The organism is Oceanivirga miroungae, assembly GCF_902505095.1.
In the GTDB taxonomy this organism is placed as follows: Bacteria; Fusobacteriota; Fusobacteriia; order Fusobacteriales; family Leptotrichiaceae; genus Oceanivirga; species Oceanivirga miroungae.
In genome coordinates this window covers 233,405-252,497 of record NZ_CABWIB010000001.1, presented here as the reverse complement: position 1 = coordinate 252,497, position 19,093 = coordinate 233,405, and the positions used below count along the sequence as shown (strand labels likewise).

General features: G+C 28.7%; 12 protein-coding genes. 2 read left to right on the top strand and 10 right to left on the bottom strand.

The window, feature by feature from the left end; translation table 11 throughout:
• Positions 1-12: 12 nt before the first annotated feature.
• The 8 genes from OMES3154_RS01390 to OMES3154_RS01355 form a co-directional block, all read right to left on the bottom strand.
• Positions 13-1,155, bottom strand: coding sequence for a serine hydrolase domain-containing protein (locus OMES3154_RS01390; RefSeq protein WP_156683041.1), 1,143 nt, complete (start codon positions 1,153-1,155; stop codon positions 13-15).
• On the bottom strand, positions 1,148-1,924 hold the full coding sequence (locus OMES3154_RS01385; protein ID WP_156683040.1) for a CPBP family intramembrane glutamic endopeptidase: 777 nt from the start codon (positions 1,922-1,924) through the stop codon (positions 1,148-1,150). Before OMES3154_RS01385 ends, OMES3154_RS01390 begins: the two co-directional genes overlap by 8 nt.
• A complete protein-coding gene (locus OMES3154_RS01380; protein ID WP_156683039.1) occupies positions 1,924-2,799 on the bottom strand; it encodes a CPBP family intramembrane glutamic endopeptidase in 876 nt (291 codons plus the stop codon). Before OMES3154_RS01380 ends, OMES3154_RS01385 begins: the two co-directional genes overlap by 1 nt.
• A gap of 94 nt (positions 2,800-2,893) precedes the next feature.
• Positions 2,894-3,742, bottom strand: a complete 849-nt coding sequence (locus OMES3154_RS01375; RefSeq protein WP_156683038.1) for a helix-turn-helix transcriptional regulator — start codon at positions 3,740-3,742, stop codon at positions 2,894-2,896.
• 3 nt (positions 3,743-3,745) lie between these two features.
• Positions 3,746-4,819, bottom strand: a complete 1,074-nt coding sequence (locus OMES3154_RS01370) for a PrsW family intramembrane metalloprotease (RefSeq protein ID WP_156683037.1) — start codon at positions 4,817-4,819, stop codon at positions 3,746-3,748.
• A complete protein-coding gene (locus OMES3154_RS01365) occupies positions 4,820-5,368 on the bottom strand; it encodes a hypothetical protein (RefSeq protein ID WP_156683036.1) in 549 nt (182 codons plus the stop codon).
• Positions 5,369-5,385: 17 nt separating this feature from the next.
• Positions 5,386-6,222 carry an AraC family transcriptional regulator gene (locus OMES3154_RS01360; RefSeq protein WP_156683035.1) on the bottom strand — a complete coding sequence of 279 codons (837 nt, stop codon included), beginning with the start codon at positions 6,220-6,222 and terminating at the stop codon, positions 5,386-5,388.
• A gap of 67 nt (positions 6,223-6,289) precedes the next feature.
• Entirely contained in the window at positions 6,290-7,888 is a 1,599-nt protein-coding gene (locus tag OMES3154_RS01355; protein WP_156683034.1) for a peptide ABC transporter substrate-binding protein, read from the bottom strand.
• A gap of 151 nt (positions 7,889-8,039) precedes the next feature.
• Here OMES3154_RS01355 and OMES3154_RS01350 point away from each other — a divergent pair, with 151 nt between their 5' ends.
• Both OMES3154_RS01350 and OMES3154_RS01345 read left to right on the top strand, forming a co-directional pair.
• Positions 8,040-8,312 (top strand): autorepressor SdpR family transcription factor, encoded by a 273-nt coding sequence (locus OMES3154_RS01350; protein WP_156683033.1) that lies wholly within the window; start codon positions 8,040-8,042, stop codon positions 8,310-8,312.
• Positions 8,305-8,922, top strand: coding sequence for an SdpI family protein (locus tag OMES3154_RS01345; RefSeq protein ID WP_197271457.1), 618 nt, complete (start codon positions 8,305-8,307; stop codon positions 8,920-8,922). The genes OMES3154_RS01350 and OMES3154_RS01345 overlap by 8 nt, the downstream gene beginning before the upstream one ends.
• Positions 8,923-8,929: 7 nt before the next feature.
• On the opposite strand, the gene OMES3154_RS01340 is transcribed toward OMES3154_RS01345, so the two are convergent.
• On the bottom strand, positions 8,930-9,838 hold the full coding sequence (locus OMES3154_RS01340; RefSeq protein ID WP_156683031.1) for a Yip1 family protein: 909 nt from the start codon (positions 9,836-9,838) through the stop codon (positions 8,930-8,932).
• 116 nt (positions 9,839-9,954) lie between these two features.
• Entirely contained in the window at positions 9,955-18,933 is an 8,979-nt protein-coding gene (locus tag OMES3154_RS01335; RefSeq protein ID WP_156683030.1) for an OmpA family protein, read from the bottom strand.
• Between the last annotated feature and the right edge of the window lie 160 nt (positions 18,934-19,093).

Here is a 19,093-nt window from a genome sequence, read left to right as displayed (position 1 = left end):
TCCTGTCTTATTTTAATTTTTTTCTAATTGTGCTAGAGCATTTACAAGCATAACATATAGCATCATACTATTTGCATTTGCATTATTCATAAGTAAAACATAATTAGTTTTTGTTGTTGGGTTAGCTGCCACAAATGATTGGAATCCTAATGTTTGTCCATTATGTCCATATCCACCTAAAAACTCAGTTACTCCTAAGCTATAAATAGGCATCCCTTTTCCTTCTTGCATACTATGCTTTCCTCTATTTAATTGTATATCTAAAGTTTTTTTATCTTTATAAAACTTACCACTTATAAAGAAGCTTAAGAATTTTTGTAAATCTTTTTGAGTAGAAACTATTTCTCCTGCACTTGAAGCTAAACTAAATGGCATTTTAGTTTCTAAATCATCGTAATATCCTGTTATAACTTTATCTTTTATTTCTTTTGGTAATTCTGATCCTAAATATGTATCTTTTAATCCTGCTTTTTCAAATAGATTAGTCTTAATATATTTTTTCCAATTCATCCCTGATACTTTACTTATAATATCACCTAAAATTACGTAGTTTGTATTACAATATGCAAAGCTATCTCCTGGTTTAAATTGTGCATCACCATAGTCAGTTGATAATTTTATTAAATCATCAAAACTAAATACTTCATTTGAATGATTATATAACTCTAATACTTTATCAGATGACCCGTGTACATTTAAGTAATCTATAAATCCTGTTGTGTGATTTAAAAGCATTTCTACTGTTATTGTATCCCAGTAGTTTTTTCCTTTATACGTAGCTAATTTAACAATATCTCCCGATGGATAAAATTTACTTATTTTTGTATCTAATGATAACTTTTTATCTTCTACTAATTGCATTATAGCTATTGCTGTAAATAATTTACTAGCACTTCCTATTTCAAAATAGTCATTTTCATTTACAAGTTTTTTAGTTTCATAATTAGCATATCCACTTTTATATACACTAGTTTTTCCATCTTTTTCTATTGATACTACTACTCCAGTATTTCTATTATTTTCTGAAAATTTTTCAGTCATTAATTGAATATATGAGTTTTTCTTAACTTCTTTTTTTTCTATACTTGTTGTACTACAAGAAACTGTAGTTAAAACTACTAAACTTCCTAATAGACTCATTATTTTTTTATTCATTTTCTAAATTCTCCATTTTTTTTATTTTATCGTCTTTTCTTATAACTGTAAATAACATGATAAGTCCCATTAATATTTCAAAAACAACAATAGCAGCTGTTATTGCTCCAGTTATTTTTGATTCTGTTACTGCTCCTCCACCAATTGATAAAAAGTCCCACCATCCGTGAAATATTATTAATGGTAATAAACTTTTTATTTCAGTAAATATACACGCAAATGTTATACCAACAAAAAATGTAACTACTACTTGTGATATTACTCCTGTTAGTTCAAATCCACCTAAAATATTAACCGCATGTAGCGATGAAAAAAATGCAGATGAAATTAGTATTGTTTTAAATTTAGAATGGTTTTCTAAAAATGCAGGTAATACTATACCACGATACATAAGTTCTTCTGAAAAACCAACTAACATAGTTGTTGTTATAGCCATAAGCAGTAGCTTATTTTTTGTAGGACTATATGTTGCATTAATAAAATATTGGTATGCTAACACTAAAGATCCTAATATCATAACAGCAAATACAAACAAGAATATCTTTCTTGGTTTATTTTTTGGTTTGTTAAAAGCCTTATTTTTAAAATATTTTCTATATACTACTATTGTTAAAATTGTCATTGCAATTTCAAAATATACTAGGGTATATACCATATTAGAATTAGAATAGTCTAATCCAACTATATTATGCATTACAAACATACCCATAGACATTATCAGTGTATAAATTACAGTTGTTATTACTGCTATTCTTTGATTTTTCGTCATTATTTTACCACCTTACAACTACAATTATTTTTTTTCATAGCTACTATAATTAAAACTACAATTAAAATTATACCCATAATACTTGTAACTATTCCACCTTCAAAACCATAAACTCCACCAGATATAAGGTCTTTTCCATTAACTGGTGTAGATAATAGTACCTTTTCAGTTAAAGTTAAACCAGAAACTGATGATCCAAATATTACACTTTGCGTATAATTCCAAAGCCCATGAGCTAATCCTGATAACCATAGATTTCCCCAAACATAGTAAACCATTGAGAATACAATACTAGCTATTAATAGGTTTAATATTGCCATGTAGCTTATACCTGGATTTAATAAATGTACTGATATAAATAACAGGGCACTTAATATAATACCTAAAAAATCACCAAACTTTTTAGATAATTGCGTCATTATAAATGATCTAAATACTAATTCTTCGAATGTTCCTTGAAAGATAAAAAATATAAGAGAAACTATTATCATTTTTAAATAACTTGATTTGTATACACTTACAATAGTTACTGCTCCCATCATCTTTATACTAAGTCCAACAACTGTTAATACAAGTATCCCACTGATAGCACCTATTAATATATTTTTTATAACTGCTTTTGAATCAAGACCTAAGTCTTTTAATTTGATTTTACTAACTAGCATCATAATTACTGTCATTATTACTACATTTAAAATCATAGCAAAAGTAGATCCTATAGATATTTGGCTTTCACTAGCTCCAAATACTAAGTCACCTAGTATACTTGTTACTCCCTCTATTACTATATTTCCTAAAAGAAACATTAGTAAAGTTAATCCAATAATTTTTCCCATACCACTATATTTTATAGCGTCTTTTCTTTCTTTAAACATCTTTTCTCCTTTTTTGTTTTTTCTTTAAGTATAATACATTTATTTTTTACAGTACATAATCATTCTCGTAAAAAAATAATGAGGTCTAAATGTATTATTCCATATCTATATAGTATTTTAAGTCGAAATCAACACTGCCCCAGGCAGGTGATTTTGCACATAAAAATCTATTTTGACTAGGATTTTTTCTATTATCTTCGCTTAAAAATTTTGATACAACATAATCCAAAATTTTAGGCATCAAATTTGATCTTGCAGCTACTTTTGTTGATAATACCGTGTATTTACTAGACTTAATTTTTAGTGGTTTCATATTTAAACTTTTTTCTAAATTCTTATCTAGTTTTTCAAATGCTATATAGTATATAGCCTCTTTTTTGTTATCTATATCAATAATTTCATATACATTTTTATCTTTTAACATAGTTTTTTTCTCGTTATCATTTGTAAAATCATTCCAAAGCGATGAGAAATCAACCTTTTTTTCTATTAAATCTTTATAGTTTCCAATTTTTATAGCACTTACTTCATAGGATTTAATATTTTCCACAGTAATTACTACTTTTTCACTTAATTTTTCATAAAGTTTTGTGCTATTAAATAAAAACTTCTTATAGCTTGCACCATTTCTTACATCTAATGGCGAATTCCCGTGATATTTTTTAAAAGCATTTGAAAAAGCATTACTAGATTGATACCCATATTGAATAGCCATATCGCTAATCATATTATTAGTTTCTAATAATTCATTACAAGCTTCACTTAATCTTCTATATTTAATGTATTTTGTTAAGGTAATGCCTTCCATATATATGCTAGAAACTCTTGATAAAGTTTCATAAGATACTCCAAACCTAATACTAATGTATTCCTTGTCTATAGCTCTTTTTATATCACTTTCTATATATTCTATAACTTCTATTAATATAGCTAAATAATCCATATATTAGCCTCTTATTATTCCCGTTTCCTGCAACATTTCAAGATAAATATTTTGTTCATTTTTTAATGCTTTTAACTCTTCTTTCCCTTTTTCCTTTTTGAATACCTTGTAGAATTTCTTTCTATTTTTTCTATCTAAAATTGCTTTACTTAATAATTCTTTATCATATTTAAATGTAGATAAATCAATTTTATCCTTAACTTGATTTAAATACTCTCTTTCTTCTTTTAGTGCATATCTTGCTACATAGTATAAAATAACAATCCATAATATAACTTTTACAGGAATTAATAAAGACCCTATAATACTTGAAGACCCAAGTGGAGAATTCCATATAAAGTGGCAAAAATATCCTATTAAATAAAATGCAATAAATAATAATATACGTTTTTTTAAACTCTTTTTATGAATAGTTCTATTTAAAAGAATTGCAACCCCTACTCCTATAATTGCTGAATATAGCCAGTGAGATGAGATACCTACAAGAGATCTCATTATTGTAGTTGATAAAGCTCCCATTAAATCACTATTTGCATTACTTAAAGCACTATTAGTAGCATAACTTACATTTTCAAACATTTGAAAGCCTAAACCTACAAATGCACCAACTAAAAAACCATGTATTGGTCTTACAAGAGTTTTATATGCTATTAACATAACAAGAATTATTACAAGCATTTTTGACCACTCTTCTGTTGTTGGTCCCGCAATAGCAGCTGACCACTCAAGACCTTTACCATCTGGTAAAAGATTTATTACTATATTATCTATTTCACCGTTTCCTAGTAAAGATAAATATGTTGCTATAGTAGACCCTCCTATAAAAGAAATTAGTAAAACAAAATTTCTACGAGCCTTATATGGATCTGCAATTAATATTATAGAAATAAATATTAAAGCTGTAATAATAAATAAAGGAATTAGAGTTTTAATTGTATAAGAAGTGTCTATAAATCCACTTGCAAATTCTATACTAACACCTGCTCCACATATTGCTACAAACAAACAAAATATCCACCAAGTTGCTAAATCTGGTCTAAAAAATTCTCTTTCTACTACATTATTATTATCTAACATTTATATTGCCTCCCATTCTAAGCTATCTAAAATTTTCATTAAATTATCTGTAGCTTCTTTTTCATTTCCATAAGAAATTACTGATAAAAATGTCCCATTTTTATATAAAACAGCACCTTTACCAAAAAGTTGTTTTATTGGTTCTACAACATAAAAGTATTTACCTTTAAATCCGTTTTTTTCTACTTTTTCATCTGTTAAAGCAATTGCTTTATTAGCTCTATTTTTATTTTTTATGTATCTATCTAAAGTCACTTTAAAATCAGTTGAATCTGATAGTACTTCTACAACTATTTTAGCTTTTTCATCCTTAGACTCGTATTTTATTATGGCGTCTGATTCCTGTCTTGATCTTTCCCAATTAGTTGGTGCATCAAATTTAATCTCTAAATCAAATGATTTTATTGAACCTTTTTCACCTTTTTTAACTACTACTTTTTTGTCTGTTATAAAACTAGATATGATACTAGGAACATACCAAGTTGATATTAACGCTAATGAAATAATAATAGCAAAACACTTTTGCTTTAATTTTTTTATTTCCTTCATATAAATTTCCTCCTTTTTTAGATTGCAATACAGAATTTAATTTCATATTTCTCATCAAATCTATTACCTGCTTTATAGTAAGCAAATTCAGGAGAAAAATATTTATTATTATCTTCTAAATCAAAAAATGTATTTAATATATTTTGTATAACTTTTTCTATTTGATCATCAACAGAACCTATTATTGTGAATATGGCATACTGCCTACTAGGTATTATTAAGCTTTTAAGATTTAGTTTTTTATTTAATTTATCATCTAATTTACTACAAGCTGCATAATACGTAGGTACATTATTGCTGTCATCGCATATAATTTCATATATATCTATTGTTTTGTGATCAATAACTTCATCAATTTTTAATTTAAAGTCATCCCATATACTTTTTATATCTTCTTTTTTTATTTTTTTTGCTTCTGAAATTCTAAGTGCACTTACTTCTAAATCACTAATAGTTTCTATTTTAACATTCAACTTATCTCCGCCTAAAACATTTAATTGAAGTTCTAAAGGTGTTAAATAATTATACGAAGCCCCTTTTAAAACACTTGATGGAGCTTTCCCATGGTATTTTCTAAAAGCTAGGTTAAAAGCCTCTAGCGAATCATATCCATATAAGAAAGCTAACTCTGTTATTTTTACTTCGCTATTTTCACTAAGTGTTTTTGCAGCTTCGCTAAGTTTTCTATTTCTAAAATACTGATGTATTGAAAATCCAGTGAGTATAGTAAATAATCTTGAAATAATATCATAAGGAAGTGCAGATGTATCTGATATGTATTTTTTATCAATCTCACTTCCTAAATTTTTTTCAAGATAATTTATTATATTATTTATAACTACTAAGTAATTCATGATATCTCCTTAAAATCTTTACGTGTGTTTCATATAGTGTACCATGAATACTTATTTTTTTCAATTTTTACTCTTTAACTTTTGCTCTTGTAAAGTCAAATTTCACACCTATACCATAAAAAGCATAATTACTTACTCTTGGATTTACAAGGTATAGTTTTTTTGGTTGATGTAAAATTGCTACTATTACATCTTCTCCTGCAATTTTTTCAGCTTTTTTTAATGCTTCAAATCTTTTTTTAGGATCTTTTTCTGTTTGAGCTATTCTTATACTTTCGTCATATTCTTTATTAGAATATTTACCACTATTATTCCCACCATTTGTTACAAATAAGTCTAAAAATGTTAGTGGATCTTTATAATCTGCATTCCATCCACGTAAGACAATATCAAAATCCCCTGCATTTGTTCTAGCTAGTCTTTCCTTAAATGTAACTAACTCTACATTAATATCTATTGATAAATTTTTTCTTAAATCTTCTTGTATAATTTCACCAAACTTTTTGTTTACCCCACCATCATTTACTATTAGCGATAATGTTGGCATTTTATCTATGTTTAACTCACGCATTCCTTCTTTTAATAGTTTTTTTGCTTCTTCTTTATTAAATCTAGAAAAAGTTTCTCCAACTTCTAAAGCAAAGTCATTTGTTTTAAATCCTTCAATTCCTACACCTGTTGGCGTTATATTATATATATCTTTACTTATACCATTTGTTGCAATTTCAACTAACTTTTCTTTATCAATTGCTTGTAGTATTGCTTTTCTAATCTTTCTATTTTTTAATACTGACGAGTTCATGTGATTAAACCCTAAGTACCATATAGTTGCATCCTCTACTAAATGTAATCTTTTATCATCTTTAAATTTTTCATATTGTTCTGATGATAATGCCACTACATCTAACTCATCATTTTTAAATATATTTAATGCTGCTGTTGAGTCAGCAATAAATTTAAGAACTACTTTATGATCACTTATGATATCTTTATCATAATAGTTTTCATTTTTTTCTAATTTCATTTCAGCATTATGTACCCAATCTACCATTTTGTATGGTCCTGAATAAAGTATTTTATCTGCTTCTAGAGAAAATTCAGAACCAACTTTTTTTATAAATTTCTCATTTACTGGTAAATATGTTAAAAATGATGTTAATGATGTGAAATATGGAGTTACTGAATTTAACGTAACTTCTAGTGTTTTATCATTTATTACCTTTATACCAATTTCATCTTCTTTTACTTTTTTTGCGTTATATTCTTTTGCATTTTTTATTGGAAATAGCATATATGCGTATTCTGAAGCAGTATCAGGATTTAATGCTCTTAACCAAGCATATTTAAAATCATTTGCTGTTATTTCATCACCATTTGACCACTTTATATTATCTCTTAAATAAAATGTCCAAACAAGTCCATCTTTGCTTAGATCCCAACTCTTAGCTAGTCCTGGAACTATTTTTTTACTATTTACATCAAGTCTAGTTAGCCCTTCTTGTAAAAATGTATTTACAACTGTTGTTGTTGAATCAGTTGCTAATTGTGGATCTAATGTTCTTCCTTCTGATCCTACGTTAATTGTTAATGGTATTACTTCATTTGATCCTCCACAAGATATTAATGCGAAAGAAAAAATTACTATACTTAATATTTTTTTTATCATTTTGTTTTCCCCCTTTTATTTTGCTATATATTATTCTAACACAATAAAAAAAATCACACCTAATAATTAGCAAACGAAAAATATGTGATTGACAATAGAATCTATTTAGAATTTAATCTAAATAGATAGATATCTAAATAGGAGGTCTAAAATGTTTAAAGAATATTTTAAAGCTTTATCAGATCCAGTTAGAAGAAATATTCTTATGTATTTAAAATCTGGGAAGATGAATGCTGGAGAAATTGCAGAAAAATTTAATATTACAGCACCAACGGTTTCATACCATCTAAGTATTTTAAAAAATGCTGATTTAATATCGGAAACAAAATACAAAAACTTTATATACTACGAAATAAATTTATCTGTAATTGAAGAATTGATGTTATGGTTTCAAAATTTAAAAGGAGATGAAAAAGATGATTAAAAATTATAGAAAAATTTTTATTGTGTCATTATTATGTTTAATACCACTTATATATTCAATACCAATTTACCAAAGTATACCTAGTCTTATTCCAACACATTGGGATTTTAATGGTAATATAGATGGTTATACATCAAAAAAAGCTTTTGTTTTTATAGCACCTATTGCAAGCTTTTTACTAAATATTATAGTTTCTACATTTATGTATCTTGACCCTAGAAATATAGATAATAAGGCAAAATTAAAAGATATATATATCGTAATTATACCTGTACTACTTAACATACTTTATTTAGTTTCTTTACTAGTTTCATTTAATTATGATGTAAATATTTCTATGATAGTAAAAATCATATTAGGTCTTTTATTTATAATACTAGGAAACTATACCCTAGGTATTAAAACACCTTGGACACTAAACGATGATGAGATTTGGAATAAAACTAATAAGCTCGGAGGAAAGATATTATTTATTATTGGATTTATATTAATATTTTCTATAGCGATGAAAAATAATAAAGGATTTTTAATATTATTTATGTCATCACTATCATTACTATTTATTCCAGTTATATATTCATATATTTTATATGTAAAGAAAAACAAATAAGAGGCTTTTAGCCTCTTTCCTTATTTTCTTTGATTTCTAAAACTACTTTACTCATTTCAGAAATAATTGATATTATTTTAAAATAATTTTCATCGTAAGGTTTTTCAATATCGTAATCTTCATATTCTTCTGACATTTCAACTAAAACCTTCAATAGTTCGTAATACTGTTTAGCTAATTTTTCATTAATATTATCAAACTTTATGAAATATTGGAAATCTTGGTAAATTTCTTCTTTTGAAACTACTCTTTTATCAAATAGATCATCTAAAAAATACCATAAACGAAGTGGAATTCCTCCTGCTTTTTTTTGTTCATCTATTAATGAAATAACACTATTTATATAATCTCTTTTAGCTTGAAGATTTTTTTTCTCTTTCGGTATTAAAAAAACTATATTTAATCCATGAAATATTACAATTACAGATAAAATAGAAAATATAACATGAAATAATTCTATCTCATTTAAAAAGATTAGCCACAATATTAAAAAAGGTACTGCTAATGGTGATATAAAATATAAAAATGAATATGTATATGAAGCAATATTATCAATTAAATTCCTATCTGTCTCATTAACTTTTAAACTCCAAATAGATACTGGTAAAAAGAGCATAGCAGCTACTACTAACTTCCTAGCAACAGATTCTACTTCTGTATATCCATATCTTCTGCTTAGAGCTGTAATCTCAATTTCATAAGCAACATAAGCTAATCCTATACCTAATAATAACATTGTAATTAGAGTAAATATAAATTTAGTATATGCCTTATCACATTTTCTATAAATACCATCTTTTTTGCAATCATCACAATATATTCTTGCGTCTATGGTATTTAGATACATATCCTTTTTATTTTTCATACAAACAATACATAAATAATTCTTTATTGCTTCATCAAATTTATTTTCCACAAAACAACACCTCTTTTTTTTATATCTGTCTAATTTATATTACGATTTATTTTTTTGTCAAGAAAAAAAGCTATGCATTTTTTTAAATCTGCAATAGCCTTTTTTAGTTTTAAAAATTATTTAACTATAATTTCTACTCTTCTATTTTCTCCAAAGCTTGAATTTACTTTATTATTAAATCCAAAACTTGACACTTTTCTTATATTTTGAGGATTTTTTAGTCCTAATTCTATCATTACATCTTGTATCTTATTAGCTCTTTTTAATCCTAAATCTAAATTATATCTATCAGATGCATTTGTATCTGTATACCCTGTTATATCTATAATTCTGTCTGAATATTTTTCATTTATTTCTTTAACTATAGCTTTTAACTTAATTATTTGAGTTTTAGTTAAACTGAATTTATCATTTACATAATTATCTATAACATATAGTCTTTCTCTGTTTTCCTTAACTTTTTCAGTTAATTCTCTTACTTGATTTTCTAATTTAGATATTTTTTCTGCATATTCATCAGAGCCTCTATTTTTCTTATCAAATTGATAACCTAAACCAACTCCAACTCCAATTTTTCCTCTTGTGTTAATACTTCCGCTTAGTTTGTAAATTACTTTACCACCTTCAGTTATACCACTAAATCCAAGTCCTAATGCATGTTCATTACCATAATATCCATACCCTGCACTTATTTGTTTACTGTAATCTCCTCTATAACTTACTTGAGTTAAATTAGCAGTTGCTATAGCATTTGCAACACCACTTAATGCATTATTAACTTTGTCATTTACTGAATATAGTTGAGAACCATTAATTGCATCTCTACTGTCTTTAGATATTAATCCTGGAGCTACATTTTGAATACGACGTGTTTGTCCTTTATTACCAACACTTAGTACACCAACTACATTATCTCCACCTGCATATTCATTAACTACTCCACCTCCAAGAGTTTGTTGTGTTAATTTACCAGCCCCTGCTGTTGTTGAATCTGCTTCTACATAAGCTGAACTATCACCTAAGAATATAGAGTTTTCATGTGTTTCTGTTACATTATTACCTAATACAAATGTATTTTCTGTATTAATAGTGTTATCATTACCTACAGCATAAGAACTATCTGCCTTAATAGTATTAGGATCCCCTATTGCTCCTGAATGAGCTCCAGTAACTATATTTCCTGTACCTATTGCTATTGATTGTTCTCCAGAGGCTTTAGCTCCATGTCCTAATGCTACCGATTCATTTCCACTAGCATCTGCTTTATATCCAATAGCTGCTGAATATAGTCCACCAGCACTAGCATCTTCTGTGTTACTTGTTTGATCTTTTGTTTCTCCTTCTTTAGTACCATCATTAACGTGGAAGAATTTAATTCCTTCTTCATTCATACGTTGAATAGCTGTATAAACAGAATTTTGTACATATTCTCCTTGACCATCAACATTGTATGTTTTTAACATTGGTTTACCACTCTCATCTACAGGAACACCGTTAGATACTACACCACCCGTTATTGCAAATAATTGACCTCCATTTACTGCTTCTTTTGATCCTTTTTCTACTTTACCATCTGCAATATTTTTAAGTGGTTTAGCTTCTCCTTTTGATTTTATAGAAATATTATACGCTACTTTATCAGGATTTAATGCTTCTACAGCTTGTCCACTAGCATCAACTGGCTTATCTTCTTTTAATACTGTTCCTGCTGGATAATAATTATCACCTAATTTAACAACTTTAGTATTTAATGCTTCTGTAGCATTCCCACTAGCATCAACTGGTCTACCTTCTTTTAATTTTGTTCCTTCTGGATAATAATTATCACCTAATTTAACAACTTTTTTATCGTTAGCATCTACATATTCAAATGGGTTATTATCTTTTAGTTCTGTTAAGTCAACATCATATTTAACTGATACAACTCCATTATTATCCTTTTCAACTTTTGCAACTGTATTTAATCCATCTACAAAGTTTACAGTATCATAAGCTTTTACAAAGTCTACTGCATTACCATTTCCTTGTATATTAAATCCAGCGTTTAATACATCATTTACTGTTGCAGCGTTAGATTTAATAGATTTAATAGTTTCATCTGTTGGTGCTGCTTTTACTGCTGTATCACTAGCTATATCATCTAAATTAGATTTAACATTTGTAATAGCCTTACCTGATAAATCAATACCGTCTGAGTTAATAACTATTGGATTATTAGCATCTGTTCCTTTTATCTTAATTTCATCAAATTCAGGTCTATCAGCAAATTTAACTACTAATTTACCATCTGTACTAGCTTCAACATATGTATTTTTATCTGATGTGTTTTCTTTAGAATGTGCACCTATTATTTCTAGTTTTTCTCCTAGTTTTTTATGTATATCTGTTCCAGAATTTCCACCAAATGTTAATCCTGCTACTGATATTGCTTGTAAGTCTCCTACTGTTGCTGCTGTATTTAATTTGTTTTTATCTTTTATTCCATTTAATGTTTCTGTAACTGCTTTTGCTACATCATCTTTTATTGGTGCTGCTTCTTCTCCTGATGCTGGATCTACTCCTACCTTAGTTGGATCTATTCCACTTGCAATATTTCCTAATGTTGTTGGGTTTGTTGTTGTTCCATCTGGATTAACTAGTGATGTTACTACATTATCTACTGATTGTTTTCCAGTTATAGCTGTTCCATCTGGATTTACATCTTCTGCTTTATAGAACTTACCATCTTTTGCTTTTACTAATCTATCACCTTGTTTATTAGTATATACAACTGGTCCTGCTTCCCCTCTTCTTACTGCATTTATTTTGTCATTTAGAGATTTTCCATTTAAACCATCTTTTGCTGCTGCTCCAGTACCTGTATTTCTAGCGTCCTCAGCGTCTTTTGATGAATCTCCTGATTTTTCTGCTAGTTTATCTAATTGTCCCTTAGTTACTGCTGAATCAGCTGTTGTACCTTCTTTTAATCCTTTAAGCTCTACTTTTCCTGCTTCTTCTCCTGTAGAATCATTACTTAATGTTAAGTTTCCATCTGCATCTGGTGTAAATTTAACTTTTTTAGCACCATCGCTTGCTTTTAATTCTAATCCTTTAAATTCTGGAGTTTCTGCAAATTTTACTACTAATTTACCATCTGTACTAGCTTCAACATATGTATTTTTATCTGATACTGATGTACCATCATTTCCACCTTTAATTTGTAGTGTTTCTCCTAGTTTTTTATGTATCTTATTCCCTTTATTATCTGTAAATGTTAATCCTGCTACTGATAACGCTTGTAAGTCACCTACTGTTGCCGCTGTATTTAATGCTTTAGTGTCATCTAAATCATTTAATTTACTTGCTACTTCTATTGCAGTATCTTTTTCTATTTTACCTTTTCCAATCTTTTCAGAATCTATTCCACTTGATATATTTGCTAATGATGTAGGAGCCGTTGTTGTTCCATCTGGATTAACTAGTGATGTTACTACATTATCTACTGATTGTTTTCCAGTTATAGCTGTTCCATCTGGATTTACATCTTCTGCTTTATAGAACTTACCATCTTTTGCTTTTACTAATCTATCACCTTGTTTATTAGTATATACAACTGGTCCTGCTTCTCCTCTTCTTACTGCATTTATTTTATCATTTAATGATTTTCCATTTAATCCATCTTTTGCTGCTGCTCCAGTACCTGTATTTCTAGTATCTTGGTCATCTTTTGTTGAATCTCCTGATTTTTCTGCTAGTTTATCTAATTGACCCTTAGTTACTGCTGAATCAGCTGTTGTTCCTTCTTTAAGTCCATTTAATACTACCTTATTATCTTCTCCTGCTGCTACATCTTTACTTAATGTCAAGTTTCCAGCTTCATCTGGTGTAAATTTAACTTTTTTTGCTGTTTCACTTGCTTTTAATTCTAATCCTTTAAACTCTGGAGTTTCTGCAATTTTAACTACTAATTTACTACCATCGTTTTCAACATATGTATTTTTAGATGATTTTTCATTTCCTGTGTATCCACCTTGTATTTCTAGTGTTTCTCCTAGTTTTTTATGTATATCTGCTACACTATTATTACCTGCAAAATTAAGTCCTGCTACTGATATTGCTTGTAAATCTCCTAATGTTGCTGCTGAATTTAATATATTAGTGTCAACTAACTTATTTAATTTATCTACTGCTGTTTTGGCATCAGCATCAGCTATTAAACCTTTTCCTATCTTAGTATTATCTAATCCACTTGATATATTTGCTAATCTTGTAGGTTCTGTTGTTTCTCCATCTGGATTTACTAATGATGCTATTACATCTGAAGTTTCTACTGGTTTTGCTCCTTGAACCGGTTCTCCATCTTTATCTACTTCACCTAGTTTATAGAATTTACCGTTTTTAGCTTTTACTAATCTTTCTCCAGCAGCATTAGTATATACAACAGTTCCAGCTTCTCCTCTTCTTACTGCATTTATTTTGTCATTTAATGATTTACCATTTAATCCATCATTTCCTGCAGTTCCCGCTGTATTTCTAGCATCTTGGTCATCTTTTGTTGAATCTCCTGTTTTTGAAGTTAGGTCATCTAATTGTCCCTTAGTTACTGCTGAATCATCATCTGTTCCTGCTTTTAAGCCTTTTAATTCTACTTTTCCACCATCATTGCCTTGTCCTGCTGGATTATTAGCTAATGTTAATGTTCCATCTGTTCCTGGTGTTAGTGTTATCTTATTAGATTCTTCTCCTAATTCTAATCCTTTAAATAAAGGAGTTTCTTTAAATCCTATTTCTACTTTTCCATTTCCACCATCGTATGTATATTTAGTTGTTAGGTTTGAACCATTGTATTTAACAGTATTCTTAGTAATTCCTGTTGATCCTGCTTCTACAAATGTTGTTGTACTTCCTAAATATTGTGTTTTATCATCTGCTCCTGTATTATCAGTTGCTCTAATTTTAAATCCTCTATTTAGTGCTGTTGCATTTGCTTTTATTGCATCTAATATACTTGTACTTGCTGTTGCATCTTGACCATCTGCACCTTTTAACTGTGGCATGTCAGTTAAATCTGGAAATTCTCCGTTAGAATCTGGTGTTAATCCTAATTTATCTGCTAATCCTTTTAATTGTTTTCCTGTTATTGCATCTTTTGAAGTGTCAGAAATTTCTCCTGATTTTATTCCTGTTAATTTAACTGGATCAGATCCTTTTGATAATGTTACCGTATCTGCTCCTATTGCGATTTTTGCTCCATCAGTTTTTCCTATTGAGTCTATTCCTGTTAAGTCTTTATTTAATTTATGTGTTATTACTCCATTAGCTTCTGATTCTACTGTAATATTAGCATCACCTTTAAATGTTAATCCTTTTTGTAATGTTACTTTCTTAGCAGCTGTATCTGCTTCATCATTTACTTTATATGATAATAGAACTTTTTCTGCATAGTTTTTATCTGTTAATACTTTTTCTGGTGTCGCTGTTCCACTTGCAACAGGTTTTTCTATTGATAAATCTCCATCAACATCTGTTTTTAATGTAGTTTTTGCTCCATCTTCTCCTAATTTAATTTCTTTAAATTCTGGACTTTCTTTTAATCCTATATTTAATATCTTATTCCCATTTTCTCCATCTACTATTTCCGTCTTTAAATTTGTATCTTTATAGTCTGTAGCAATATTACCAGCTATTATTTTTAATGTTTTATCTTCATTATTATTTCTTACAAACTTATGAGAATCTTCGGTTCCACCATCACTTATTGTTAATGCCTTATTTCCTAATGAATCTGCTGCAGTTTTTAATTCACTTTTAGCATCATCTAATGCCTTTTTAGTCACTGCTGAATCTTTATCTATTCCATCTTTTAAACCTTTTAATACTACTTTATCATCTGTTGGTGTTCCCACTGGATCTTTAGCCAATATTAATGTTCCATCTGTTCCTGGTGTTAGTGTTATCTTATTAGATTCTTCTCCTAATTCTAGTCCTTTAAATAAAGGAGTTTCTTTAAATCCTATTTCTACTTTTCCATTTCCACCATCATATGTATATTTAGTTGTTAGGTTTGAACCATTGTATTTAACAGTATTCTTAGTAATTCCTGTTGATCCTGCTTCTACAAATATTGTTGTACTTCCTAAATATTGTGTTTTATCATCTGCTCCTGTATTATCAGTTGCTCTAATTTTAAATCCTCTATTTAGTGCTGTTGCATTTGCTTTTATTGCATCTAATATACTTGTACTTGCTGTTGCATCTTGACCATCTGCACCTTTTAACTGTGGCATGTCAGTTAAATCTGGAAATTCTCCGTTAGAATCTGGTGTTAATCCTAATTTATCTGCTAATCCTTTTAATTGTTTTCCTGTTATTGCATCTTTTGAAGTGTCAGAAATTTCTCCTGATTTTATTCCTGTTAATTTAACTGGATCAGATCCTTTTGATAATGTTACCGTATCTGCTCCTATTGCGATTTTTGCTCCATCAGTTTTTCCTATTGAGTCTATTCCTGTTAAGTCTTTATTTAATTTATGTGTTATTACTCCATTAGCTTCTGATTCTACTGTAATATTAGCATCACCTTTAAATGTTAATCCTTTTTGTAATGTTACTTTCTTAGCAGCTGTATCTGCTTCATCATTTACTTTATATGATAATAGAACTTTTTCTGCATAGTTTTTATCTGTTAATACTTTTTCTGGTGTCGCTGTTCCACTTGCAACAGGTTTTTCTATTGATAAATCTCCATCAACATCTGTTTTTAATGTAGTTTTTGCTCCATCTTCTCCTAATTCTAATCCTTTAAATAAAGGAGTTTCTTTAAATCCTATTTCTACTTTTCCATTTCCACCATCGTATGTATATTTAGTTGTTAGGTTTGAACCATTGTATTTAACAGTATTCTTAGTAATTCCTGTTGATCCTGCTTCTACAAATGTTGTTGTACTTCCTAAATATTGTGTTTTATCATCTGCTCCTGTATTATCAGTTGCTCTAATTTTAAATCCTCTATTTAGTGCTGTTGCATTTGCTTTTATTGCATCTAATATACTTGTACTTGCTGTTGCATCTTGACCATCTGCACCTTTTAACTGTGGCATGTCAGTTAAATCTGGAAATTCTCCGTTAGAATCTGGTGTTAATCCTAATTTATCTGCTAATCCTTTTAATTGTTTTCCTGTTATTGCATCTTTTGAAGTGTCAGAAATTTCTCCTGATTTTATTCCTGTTAATTTAACTGGATCAGATCCTTTTGATAATGTTACCGTATCTGCTCCTATTGCGATTTTTGCTCCATCAGTTTTTCCTATTGAGTCTATTCCTGTTAAGTCTTTATTTAATTTATGTGTTATTACTCCATTAGCTTCTGATTCTACTGTAATATTAGCATCACCTTTAAATGTTAATCCTTTTTGTAATGTTACTTTCTTAGCAGCTGTATCTGCTTCATCATTTACTTTATATGATAATAGAACTTTTTCTGCATAGTTTTTATCTGTTAATACTTTTTCTGGTGTCGCTGTTCCACTTGCAACAGGTTTTTCTATTGATAAATCTCCATCAACATCTGTTTTTAATGTAGTTTTTGCTCCATCTTCTCCTAATTTAATTTCTTTAAATAAAGGAGTTTCTGCAAATTTTACTACTAATTTACCATCTGTACTAGCTTCAACATATGTATTTTTATCTGATACTGATGTACCATCATTTCCACCTTTAATTTGTAGTGTTTCTCCTAGTTTTTTATGTATCTTATTCCCTTTATTATCTGTAAATGTTAATCCTGCTACTGATAACGCTTGTAAGTCACCTACTGTTGCCGCTGTATTTAATGCTTTAGTGTCATCTAAATCATTTAATTTACTTGCTACTTCTATTGCAGTATCTTTTTCTATTTTACCTTTTCCAATCTTTTCAGAATCTATTCCACTTTTTACATTTGCTAATTCTACTGGATTTGTTGTTGACTCATCTCCTCCTTGTAATGAAGTTATAACCTCAGTTACTGTATCTCCACTACCATCTGCATTTTTCTTAAATGTTCCATCTTCTTGTTTATATAACTTGTTTCCATCTTTATCTGTGTATACTATTGGTAATTGTGTTCCTTTTGCTTTTATATTACTAATATCTTTTGCATTTTTAGCAATACTACCTTGTAAACTACCAGCTATTGAAGCTAATTGTGATCCGTTAATTGCATCTGTAGATGTTTTAGATATTTCCCCTGGTGCTAAATGCTTTATTTGTCTTTCAAATCCTTTTGACCCAATTGAAACCTGATCTCCTGGTGATAAATTTTCAGACCCTCCAGCAAAGTTTTTATATGTTATAGTTTTACCTGTATCTTCTCCTGTTTCTGTTAATGTTTTTATAACCGATAATTCAACAAATTTAGCCTCTTCTTTTGTAGATGATCCTGGTCCTAATGCAATAGAGTTATCTCTAGATGCATATGCTCCTGCTCCTAATGCTAATGAAAGTACACCATCTGCTGTTGAAGCTGTTCCTAAACTTAAACTTAATGCTTTTAGTGCTCTTGCTTTTACACCAATTGCAATAGAACCTCCTCCTTCAGTTATAGTAGGGTACCAATGCCCTTGCGCATTTAGACTTATTCCCGAAGCTTTTATTAATGCTGCATCTACTGTCATATTTTTACCATTATATACAATATCCTGATCTTTAACCTTATCAGTATCATCTCCACCAATAGCTATAGAAGAATTACCATAAGCTTTAACATTCCCACCAATAGCCATTGATTGATTTCCACTTGCTTCCGTATTTAAACTACTTCCATTAGAATAACTAACTCCACCAATAGCTACAGATTGATCTCCTGAAGCTTTTGCGTAGTTTCCTATAGCAACTGATTGCGTATTTTCTGTTTTTGCACCAACTCCCACAGCTAGTGATTCAGATGTCGCTACTGATCCACTACCTATTGCAATGGCATTATTTGTTGCTGTCCCTTCTGTTATTGCCAATGATCTACTACTAGTTGCAAATACCATACCTAACATTAAAAACTGTATAACGGTACTTTTTTTAATACTAAATCTATGTTTTAAAACCGTCTTTAGTTGTCTTTCTATTTCTTTAAAATTTTTCATTTATTTCTCCTTTTTTCGCTAAGCTAATGTAGCCTAACATGCGTTCCAATACTTATTTATTCTTTATTTTATTTTTTTATTAAACACAAAATATTATGATATTTAAAATACAATTTTAATCATAATATGCCTTTTCTATTCTTTAAAATTCCTTATTACC

What these genes read in the sequence shown, in the direction of transcription:
- OMES3154_RS01390 (WP_156683041.1), bottom strand. Translation starts at nt 1,155, where the DNA reads ATGAATAAAAAAATAATGAGTCTATTAGGAAGTTTAGTAGTTTTAACT.
- OMES3154_RS01385 (WP_156683040.1), bottom strand. Translation starts at nt 1,924, where the DNA reads ATGACGAAAAATCAAAGAATAGCAGTAATAACAACTGTAATTTATACA.
- OMES3154_RS01380 (WP_156683039.1), bottom strand. Translation starts at nt 2,799, where the DNA reads ATGTTTAAAGAAAGAAAAGACGCTATAAAATATAGTGGTATGGGAAAA.
- OMES3154_RS01375 (WP_156683038.1), bottom strand. Translation starts at nt 3,742, where the DNA reads ATGGATTATTTAGCTATATTAATAGAAGTTATAGAATATATAGAAAGT.
- OMES3154_RS01370 (WP_156683037.1), bottom strand. Translation starts at nt 4,819, where the DNA reads ATGTTAGATAATAATAATGTAGTAGAAAGAGAATTTTTTAGACCAGAT.
- OMES3154_RS01365 (WP_156683036.1), bottom strand. Translation starts at nt 5,368, where the DNA reads ATGAAGGAAATAAAAAAATTAAAGCAAAAGTGTTTTGCTATTATTATT.
- OMES3154_RS01360 (WP_156683035.1), bottom strand. Translation starts at nt 6,222, where the DNA reads ATGAATTACTTAGTAGTTATAAATAATATAATAAATTATCTTGAAAAA.
- OMES3154_RS01355 (WP_156683034.1), bottom strand. Translation starts at nt 7,888, where the DNA reads ATGATAAAAAAAATATTAAGTATAGTAATTTTTTCTTTCGCATTAATA.
- OMES3154_RS01350 (WP_156683033.1), top strand. Translation starts at nt 8,040, where the DNA reads ATGTTTAAAGAATATTTTAAAGCTTTATCAGATCCAGTTAGAAGAAAT.
- OMES3154_RS01345 (WP_197271457.1), top strand. Translation starts at nt 8,305, where the DNA reads ATGATTAAAAATTATAGAAAAATTTTTATTGTGTCATTATTATGTTTA.
- OMES3154_RS01335 (WP_156683030.1), bottom strand. Translation starts at nt 18,933, where the DNA reads ATGAAAAATTTTAAAGAAATAGAAAGACAACTAAAGACGGTTTTAAAA.